This window comes from Deinococcus metallilatus (genome assembly GCF_004758605.1).
Taxonomy (GTDB): Bacteria; Deinococcota; Deinococci; order Deinococcales; family Deinococcaceae; genus Deinococcus; species Deinococcus metallilatus.
In genome coordinates this window covers 983,488-992,500 of record NZ_CP038512.1, presented here as the reverse complement: position 1 = coordinate 992,500, position 9,013 = coordinate 983,488, and the positions used below count along the sequence as shown (strand labels likewise).

General features: G+C 65.6%; 6 protein-coding genes (1 of these 6 cut by a window edge). 4 read left to right on the top strand and 2 right to left on the bottom strand.

All coding sequences use genetic code 11. The features are described from left to right. Positions 1-694: the 3' portion of a glycoside hydrolase family 13 protein gene (locus E5F05_RS10725; RefSeq protein ID WP_129118622.1), read on the top strand. The gene continues 725 nt to the left of window position 1, outside the view; only the last 694 of its 1,419 coding nucleotides appear in the window; its start codon lies off the left edge, out of view; the stop codon is at positions 692-694. Between the two features lie 266 nt (positions 695-960). Here the strand turns inward: E5F05_RS10725 and E5F05_RS10720 are convergent, their stop codons facing one another. After that, positions 961-1,821: a hypothetical protein gene (locus E5F05_RS10720; protein ID WP_129118621.1), complete on the bottom strand. Its 861-nt coding sequence runs from the start codon at positions 1,819-1,821 to the stop codon at positions 961-963. Positions 1,822-1,865: 44 nt separating this feature from the next. Next, the gene (locus E5F05_RS10715) at positions 1,866-2,912 is read right to left on the bottom strand and encodes a zinc ribbon domain-containing protein (protein WP_164973439.1); all 1,047 of its coding nucleotides are present in this window, start codon (positions 2,910-2,912) and stop codon (positions 1,866-1,868) included. Between the two features lie 585 nt (positions 2,913-3,497). On the opposite strand from E5F05_RS10715, the gene E5F05_RS10710 reads away from it, so the two are divergent. The 3 genes from E5F05_RS10710 (at position 3,498) to E5F05_RS10700 (ending at position 8,914) form a co-directional block, all read left to right on the top strand. After that, complete coding sequence (locus E5F05_RS10710) at positions 3,498-4,643, top strand: tyrosine-type recombinase/integrase (RefSeq protein ID WP_129118619.1); 1,146 nt, start codon at positions 3,498-3,500, stop codon at positions 4,641-4,643. A gap of 196 nt (positions 4,644-4,839) precedes the next feature. Continuing rightward, the gene (locus E5F05_RS10705) at positions 4,840-7,458 is read left to right on the top strand and encodes a hypothetical protein (protein WP_129118618.1); all 2,619 of its coding nucleotides are present in this window, start codon (positions 4,840-4,842) and stop codon (positions 7,456-7,458) included. After that, the gene (locus E5F05_RS10700; protein WP_129118617.1) at positions 7,403-8,914 is read left to right on the top strand and encodes a hypothetical protein; all 1,512 of its coding nucleotides are present in this window, start codon (positions 7,403-7,405) and stop codon (positions 8,912-8,914) included. The genes E5F05_RS10705 and E5F05_RS10700 overlap by 56 nt, the downstream gene beginning before the upstream one ends. Positions 8,915-9,013 lie beyond the last annotated feature (99 nt).

Below are 9,013 nucleotides of genomic sequence, written 5' to 3'. Positions count from 1 at the left end.
CTTCGATGGGGCGATGCACTACCGGCTGCGTGACCTCGCCTTCGACTTCATCCTGAAAAACGCGCTTACGGCGGACGCGTTCGCCCGGGCCCTGGGGACAATGAGGGAACGGATCCCGGAAGAGATCGAGAGCGGCATGCTCACGCTGCTGGGCAGCCACGACACGGCCCGCCTCCTCACCGAGTGCGGGGGGAACGTGGAGAGCGCGAAGTTGCTGTACACGCTGCTGCTGACCTACCCAGGCGTGCCGATGATCTACTACGGGGACGAGAACGGCATGACGGGCGCGAACGACCCAGGCTGCCGCGCGCCGATGGAGTGGGACGAGGCGCGGTGGAACATTGAACTGCGGGACCATGTGCGGCGTCTCATCGCCCTGCGCCGCGAGCATCCCGAGCTGCGCCGGGGCACCTTCCGTGTCCGGTACGCCGAGGACCGCCTGGTGATGTTCGAGCGGTCGAGCGAGGAGGGGACAACGCTGGTCGTTCTGAACAATACCTACGTGCCTCGCCAGGTCACCATTCCCGCTCACCTGCCCGAGGGCCTGACTCTTGTCAACATCCTTGACGGGAGGCAGGTCAGGGTCGTGAGGAACTCTCTTCCATTTGATTCCCTGCCAGCCCGGAGCAGCCTGATTTTCAGAACGGTACCTGTCGGTGAACGAGCGGCCTCACGAGAAGCTGTGGCCGGATGACTGTCAATCGTAGCGGATACCGTCACTCGCAGGACACCGCGCCTTCGGCGCCACACCCCCAACAGCTTGACCGCCTGCCGGTACGTACCTGCCGGGGCGTCGAGCGGCGGGTGCGGATGGACGGCTCCACTCGACCCCGCTCACATCTGTTGCACGCGGCGCACCGCGCACAGCCTTGGTGTTCGGACAGAGACACACGCCTGGGGTGAGCCGCCAGGTGAACCCGGAGCCCGACCTCCCCGGGCCGTTGCTGGAGTTGCTTCAACTCAGGCCCGGGCCGCCTGGACCCTGACCACCCGGCAGGGAATGCCCTGCGCCGCGCAGCGGGCCAGCACCCACTCGCTGGCCCAGGTATAGAGCAGCTCGGCCCGGCCCGACACCGGGACAAACTGGGAGGGCAGCAGCACCACGACCGATGTGGCGTCCAGCAGGGTCATCGCGCTGACGATGCCGACGTCCGCACGGGCCACAGCAAACTCAAGGCACTGGGCGACGATGATCTCGGCGGGGCTGGCGCCCGCCGGGGTCAGGTCCGGGAGATTTCCGGGGAGCGGCATCACCATGCTGGCCCCGGCGCACGTCACGGCTCCAGCCTCAGGCACGCAGATGGTGACCGGCCGCGCCAGGGGTTCGTCCCCGCCGTCGGTGCCGGGCGGGGCACTCGGCTCGCTGAACAGGAACTGGATGAACACGTCTCCGTCCTCCACCATGACCGTGGTCCGGTCGGGACACCACGTCATCGCGCGGTGGGTATCGTCCACCAGGGACGCCACCCGTTCCGGCTGTCGGCCAGCCGCCACAGCGGCGCGGATGCCCGCATGCACCGCGACCAGGTCACACCTCAGCGCGGCGGCGAGCAGGTCGCCCATGCCCGGGTACTGCTGGTAGCCGGGACTGCCGACGATCACGGCCATGTACGCCCGCTCGTGCAACATGGCGTACCAGTCGGGCAGCAGCATCGGGCCGAACTGCAACTCGACGTCGGTCAACAGGGTGACCTGGCCACGGGCGGGCGCGTAGGTGAGCGGGGCGTCGCACAGTTGCACGAGGTCGCCCCGGGCGACAGCCTCCGCGAGATCGGCAGGTTGTACAGGGTGGAGACGCAGGCGGTGGGTCAGTGTGGGCATGGTGGGGCCTCCATTGCAACTGGAAGAGGGGCCAGGGGGCGTGATCAGGCCTGGTGGGCGCGGCGGCGGGTGGCCCACCAGCGGCGGATGATGTTTTGGGCCGCGTTGATGTGGGCGTCGATCTGGTGACCGTTTGGGCACTCGAACACACGCCCGACGCGGGTGCCGAGGGTGAACGAGGGGCAAACGGAGCACATCTGACTGGTGCGGGCCGGGTCCACCCGGGCGAGGCGGATACCGCGCGCGTGGAGTTCCTGGGGGAGCCACGACATCTGCCAGTCGGTGAGGGCATGTTCCCTCGACCGCTGGGGGTAACGCGAGGCGAACGTCGTGAGGTCGAGGTGCTCGACCACGACCACGCCCGCCCGTTCGGCGAGCCATTTGGTCAGGTCGCATAGCGCACCGCGGGCAGCGGCATACAGGAGGTGCTCCCCCAGGAGGCGCTCCTCAATCCGTAGCCCCCGCAGGTCTGCCCGCCTGATCCCCGCCACGGCTACGTCTCGGCAGACGGCTGTCGCCAGGGGGTTGAGGCCCACGTCCACCCCGGCGACCAACGTCGAGGTCGTTCGGGGCGTTGCCTCCGCTTCGAACGCCAGCAACACGAACCAGTGGCCGAGATGCTGGGTGAGGCGGGTCTCCTGCGGCAACCATCTGTAGGCCGGTCCGGGTCCCACGACGGTGCCGTTCACGCCCACCGTGACCCGCCCTGCGGCCACCGCTGCCCGCAGCCCGGCCTGCCAGAGATCGTCCTTGAATGCGGGGGTCTGGTCGCGCAGTTGCTGGACCAGCGGCGCCAGCCCCGGGTACGTCATGTATGTCGGCGATGCCTGCACCAAGGCCCGAAACTCCGGAGCGGGAACATGGGTCATCGCCCCCTGAATCACCAGGTCGCCGAGTTGCAATCGGTCGTCGTCCAGCAGTTGTTGGTGTTGCAGCGACCAGGGTGCAGGTCTGTACACGGTCCCGTTGCGCATGCTGCCGACCACGGTGTCACAGGGCAACAGCAGGCCCTGTTGCACCGCCGCCTGCAACTGTGCGTAACTGCGGCGATCAACCCGCAGCACGTGTCGTCGCTGTCTTTTCTGGTCCATTTCGAGCCTCTCCAGGTGGGGGGTGAACATCCTCCCCTCTCACCGCAGGCCCTCATCCGTCACCTCTCTGCCCCTCCTCTGAACCCCCCCTGTGTCCAACCCGGACGGGGACGCGCGTTGCCCCCGTGTCCACAATCTGATGACCCGGGGGGGGGTCCGTAGGCTCGGATCATGCCGCGCCCCCCTCTCCCCCACATGTCCCCGGCCCGCCGCGCGATCCTCGACACTGTCGCTAAGGCGGGTGCCCTGCGCACCTGGCACCTCATCGAGGCTATCAGACGGAGATCGGCGAGGTATCACCGTCGTCCACGCCGGGCACGCGTTGCTGGACGCCAAGGGCGTCGCCGCCGACCACGTCCGGGAGGACACCCCAGGAAGTCTCCCGGGCCCTAAACGGGGGCAGTCGAGGCGGCACGGTCCCTCCCATCTTGCGTGACTTGCTCGCCCACCTGGAGCTGAGGCTCACAGTTCGGGAGGTCACACCGGGGAGTTCACCATGACGAGAAGGTCAAGGACAAGAAGACCGAGAACGGGCGCGGTACCATCGACACGCTGTCCAGCGGACGCTACCGCTGGCGCATCACGGTGGGGCTGACCCCGGACGGGACGCCCATCCGCCGCAGTGGCACGGCACCCGACCGCGACGCCGCGTTCCAGGGGATGACCCAGGCGCTCGCCGACCACCTCCGGGGCCAGGCCGCCCTGCCCGACAACATCACCACCTCCCAGTGGCTCGAACGCTGGCGGAAGGCCAAGGAGAACAGCGTCGCGGCGAAGACCGCGCACAACTATCAGCAGCTGGACGCGCTGCACATCACGCCCCACATCGGCAGGAAGCCGCTCCAGAAGATCCGTCCCGCCGATCTCCGGGGCCTGTACGACACCCTGAAGGCCAAGGGCCTCGGGGACTCAATGCTGCGGCAGGTCCACAACGTGCTGCACGGCGCCTTTCAGGAAGCCCTGCGCCTCGAGCTGATCATGAGCGACCCGACCGCCGCCGTGAGGCCCGGCAAGGTCAGGCGCGAGGTGGTCGCGGAACCCCGCAAGGCCCTGACGGCAGAGGAGGTCCTGAAGCTCCTCCCCGTCCTGCGGGGCGACCGCTGGGGGCTGGTGCTGGAATTCATGCTGCACACCGGGCTGAGGCGCGGTGAGGCCTGCGGCCTGAAGTGGGACCACGTGGACCTGGAGAAGGGCACCGTACACATCCGTGAGAACCTGGTGTCCATCAATGGCAAGACCCAGGTCAGCACGCCCAAGACCGCGAAGAGTGCCCGGAAGGTGAAGCTCTCGGGCGAGGCGCTCGACTGCCTGCGCCGTCAGCAGGCACAGCAGCGGTTCGAACGGGAGGCCCTCTCCCCCAGCCCGGTCAAAGGACACCCGAAAACCTACGTCCGCAAGAACCTCTGGGTTGATACCGGCTACGTGTTCACCGGCCTGACCGAGGTGGCGCTCAACCCGGAAAATCTTGGGCGTTACCTGACGCAGTTTTGCGAGCAGGCGGAGATCGCCCCGATCACCGTCCACGGGCTGCGGCACACCTACGCGAGCCTGATGCTGCGCCGCGGCGCGCCCCTCGAGGTCGTCAGCCGCAAGCTGGGGCACGCGAGACCCTCCTTCACTGCGGACGTGTACCGCACGGTCTACGAGAGCGAGCAGGACGAGTGGTCCCTCAACCTCAGCGACCTCGTGAACGCCAGGAAGGCTCCCCGTGAGGTGACCTCCGGCAGTTGAAGCGGATGGAGGGAGATCGTTCCTGCCGTTCCACCGCATCGGCCCTGTATCGCAAAGTCTTCGCACCCCACCTGGTGCAACCCCATGTGCCGACGCGCCGCGCACTGGACGTGCTGGTGAAGAACGGTCCGTCTGGATAGCCAGCCTGCCCCCACGTTCTGCTACCAGCGTAATGTCTAGTGTACAATCCTATATAGTGGCCAAGAACCGTCGCCGAAATGCACTTGAGGAGAAGATGATCCAGCAGGGCGCGCAGAACGCCGAACTGCTTCCCCAGCTGACCAACTGGTGCGCCCACCTCACCATCAAGCAGCACAGCCGTGGACTCCTCGCTGAGGTGACCGGCCTGCCGATCGGCATGATGGGCATCGAGTGCGTCCATGCCCCACCCGGCGGCATGATGGGGCACGACTTGCACTTCGTCGCTCAAGACTTCGTCGTGAGATCCTGCGACGGCTGCCCGCATCACGCCCCGGTCGGCTCTCCGAGCGCCGGACACGTCATCCTTGAGCAGCACCGTGCCTCAGCCAAGGCTCCGCCGCCCCATGTTGAAGACGCGAAGCGACACCTGCGTGAACTTGTGCGCGGTGACGTCACCAACGCGTTTCACACGGAGCATGTCACCGTGCAGTCTGTTCTCCAGTTCGTCCTGCTGCTCGACGATGAGACCCGTCACGAGGACGCCGCGTCGAAGCTTATCGCTGCGAGCCGCGTCGCGCCGGAACTCTTCATCGAAGTCGCGGTCGAGGTGCTGTGTAGTCACTTTCCCGACAAGGTGCATGGTGTGGCCTGCATCCAGACGGTAACGAATCTCACGGAGTACACATCAGCGCGAAGCGTCCACGATGTCGCCTTGGAGGCAGCACGATGGTGTGTGCAAAATCAGCGCAACGCCGACGCCGCGGCCCGTCTGCTTGGCCTGCACGTCCAGACCGGCGGCCAGCTGGTCGACGATGACCTCGACGCGCTCCTTGCAGCGCAGATGTACCGGTTCCACTGGCGTAACCATGATGGAGGCCACGACTACGCGGGCTGCACCTTCGCGCTCGAGCAGGTCTACGCGGTTACCCCAGATGCCGTTGCGCTCGCTTTCGAGCGGCGCCTGTGTACCAACGATAAACAGGTCCGGGTGGATACATTCCACGCGCTCGCGAAATTGCTGCCCGGACGGCACGAACTGGGTTGGACGCTGGCACAAGCGATGATCGACTCGCTCGAGCTTGACGACGACGGGTACGAGGAGCCAGCCGACGCAATGGCCTGTACGCGGCTCGCGAGCCTGTACTGTCAGGATCCCGCGCGCCTGCAGGGCCTGATCGACGCCGCCATTCCCGTGCTTAGTGATGAGGCGTACGTTGAGCTGCTCGGCGTACACGAGCGTGTCTTGCGGCGTGCCGCACGCGACCAGGACGCTGAGACGGCCCCCGAAGCGCCCGTCGCGCTCGCTATCCAGTTCCTGTTGCACGTCCTCGGTGACCCGCAGGTGCCGCTGGAGGCGCGCTCGAAGGCCGCGCTGACGCTCCGCGACGCCAGCGCGGCCTGGGGCAGCGTGCTCCTCCCCCACCTCGATGCGTTGCTTGCTGCCCTCGTCCTGTGTGTGCAGGAACGGAAGACTGACCAGGGCGCGCCCGCGACGCTATTGGAGGGTATTCAGCGTCAGGCAGACGCCTCAGCGCGCCGCCTGATCCAGCAGGGCCTGGCCAGCGCTTTGGACTCGGTGACCCATCTCGCACCTGGGGCTGTACTCGAACGGCTCGATGACATCACGCCCAACCTGCGCAGCCTTGATGCTGCCGAGTCGGCCGTCAAGGCTGAACTGGCAACGCTGTACGGCACTGTCGGCGAGCAGCGTCATCTGGCGCCTCAAGTCATTCCGTCGCTGTACCGACTTCTCACGGACTTCGACTCAGTGCTGGTTCGTGCAAACGCCATTTCCAGCGTCAGCCGGATGCTCCATAAACATCCCGATAGCGTTCCGCCCAACATGACAGACCTCCTTGTCACGTATCTGAACGATCAGTATGTCCTGGTCTGTCAGCGAGCGGCCGCCGCGATGCTGGTCTTGGAGCCGCGTGACGAGGCGCAACTGGTTGACATCTTCAAGGGGCTGTTGGTCCTCAACACCGCATTCGTCCAGCAGGACCCGTACACCCTGCGCGATCTCAGGCAGCCGCTATTCCGTATAGCCCGGCAACTGGGCAACGACACCGACGACGTGATCGGCCAGATTCTCGTGCTGCACAGCCAGCATAAGGATCAGTACGTTGCGCGCGACGCCCTCCGGGACTTCGCCTGGCACGTAACGCCTGCATGGGCACCTCAGTACCTCAAGACGGCCCTGTCACACCTTGAGCGGAAACCGCCAGACGTCTTCAACGCACAATCCCTGCATGATGACGAGTTGTTCAGGTCGTTCTTTCAGTTGCCAAGAGATGTCATCGCCGCCCATGTAGCCGCAATTCAGAAGCTGGCCGTGAGCTACGCGAAGGTATTCGAGCACGTCCGTTTTGCGCTCGAGGTCACCGATCTGCTTGTGTACTTCGAACTGTACGGTGACGCTGCGCGTGTCGCCAGCGGCGTTGCCCATGCGCAACCGCCTACCCGACGTCACGCGTGGCTCGCGCGGCGCGCCCTGATGATCTGTGCCACGTGCCAAACCGAAGCCTTCACCCTTCAAGACCGCCCAAGTCTCGCGCTGGACGCGGCGAACGACGCAGCCCGACTCGCTGAACAGGAGGACGATGAGTACTACCTCGACCATGACGACGCACGTGCGCTGGCGGGCAGCATTCTTGACCGCGCTGACCAACTTTAAGGTCAGTCGCGCCGGGATGTGTGCGTACGACCTGCGCGCCACCCTCACGTTGCTTCCCGCCAGATTCCAGCAGGACGACGACCTTGACGCTGAGCATGACGAGGTGCCCGAGGGTGCGGAGGATGTCACGACGGTTGTGGTTCGCGCCCTCGCAGAGAGCGCCGCGTTCGTGATGGAGTGGGTAGATGCCCTCCAGAAGGCTGATCCGACTGCCACGGCGCGGCTACACGCTGCGCATGCACGGGCATATGCCGCAGCGGAGGAACTCGATGGGTGCCCCTTCCCGCTGTTCAGAGACACGGCGCGCTGCGCGTTCCAGGCGATCGAGAACGTGCAGAAGCTCAAGGATGTCCCCGAGGCCGTCCACGCCCTGCAGGCCGTACCTATCCCGCACTACCGACCTGGCCCGGCCCGTCGTCCGGCCCCCTGGCCTTCACGCTCCGCAACAACCCACACACCAGTGGGGCCGTACGTCGTGAAGGCGCTGTTCGACGTTGACCAGCGTCCGTGGAATTCGCCCCACGTCTTTCAGAAAGAAGTCGTGTACGCCGTTCACGCGCGTTTGACTGTGCCCGACTGGCCTGCAGGTGCGCGATGTCTGCGGCTCGAGCACGTTACGACACTCGCGCCCGAGCAGTACCATCTGCACCTGCCGCCCATGGAGCGTCCCCCGTCCGGCCAGGCGGCCGAGGCTCAGTTAACAGGCAGCGTCACGTTCATGTACGCGCAGAGCATGGCATCGGAGCCGCTGGTGCTGCGTCTGCGTGCGACCTTCGAGCATGATGAACCCTCAGTCGTCACGCCCGCCACGATCGTTGGCTACCACGAGCTGCACGCCCACGTACTCGATGAACGGCTTGCACCCCTGTACTCCCGCTACCGATCGGTCGATCGTCGCATGATGGACATCATGGGGCAGGTCCAGTCGGAGCTCCCCAAAGTCGACCTTGCCCATCAGCGCGACTTCGCAGAGATCCTGGGAGCCGTGTGTAATTTCCAGTCGCTCAATCTCCAGCAGGGCCTGTACGACGACAAGCGCGGCCAGACCGTCACGGAGGCCGAGTTCCAGGAAACGCTACTCAATCACCTGCGGATGCTCCTCGGCGAGGACGTGAAAGAAGCGCCTTGGCAGGGCAACGGCGAGACGGACATCCAGTACCGCAGCATCACCGTCGAACTCAAGGTCGAGAAGAGTGTGAAGGACCGCCGGAAGCTGGTTGAGCGGTTCGTGCGGCAGCCAACGCAGTACACATCTGCAGGCGGCGGCCAGCTCGGCGTGCTCTGCATCCTTGACCTGACTGAGAAGAAAACGCCCCCAGCCAATGCAATGAGTAACCTCACGCTTGAGGCACCCGTCCTACATGGCTTTGAGGATCAACCAGCGGCGTTTCCCACACGTATCGCGGTTGTCTTCGTCGACGGCAACCTTCGCCTTCCTAGCAGCTACAGCCGCTGATCCCAGGCCGCGTTCGCGCGTCGTCCGTATTTGGACCAGGCGACCTTCCGCCCGCTCCTCAACGACGTGGGCACGTCTCCTTACAGCTGTTCCCCCAGC

Excerpts from the sequence above, each read along its gene's own strand:
- E5F05_RS10720 (WP_129118621.1), bottom strand. The coding sequence starts at position 1,821 with ATGCCCACACTGACCCACCGCCTGCGTCTCCACCCTGTACAACCTGCC.
- E5F05_RS10715 (WP_164973439.1), bottom strand. The coding sequence starts at position 2,912 with ATGGACCAGAAAAGACAGCGACGACACGTGCTGCGGGTTGATCGCCGC.
- E5F05_RS10700 (WP_129118617.1), top strand. The coding sequence starts at position 7,403 with ATGACGACGCACGTGCGCTGGCGGGCAGCATTCTTGACCGCGCTGACC.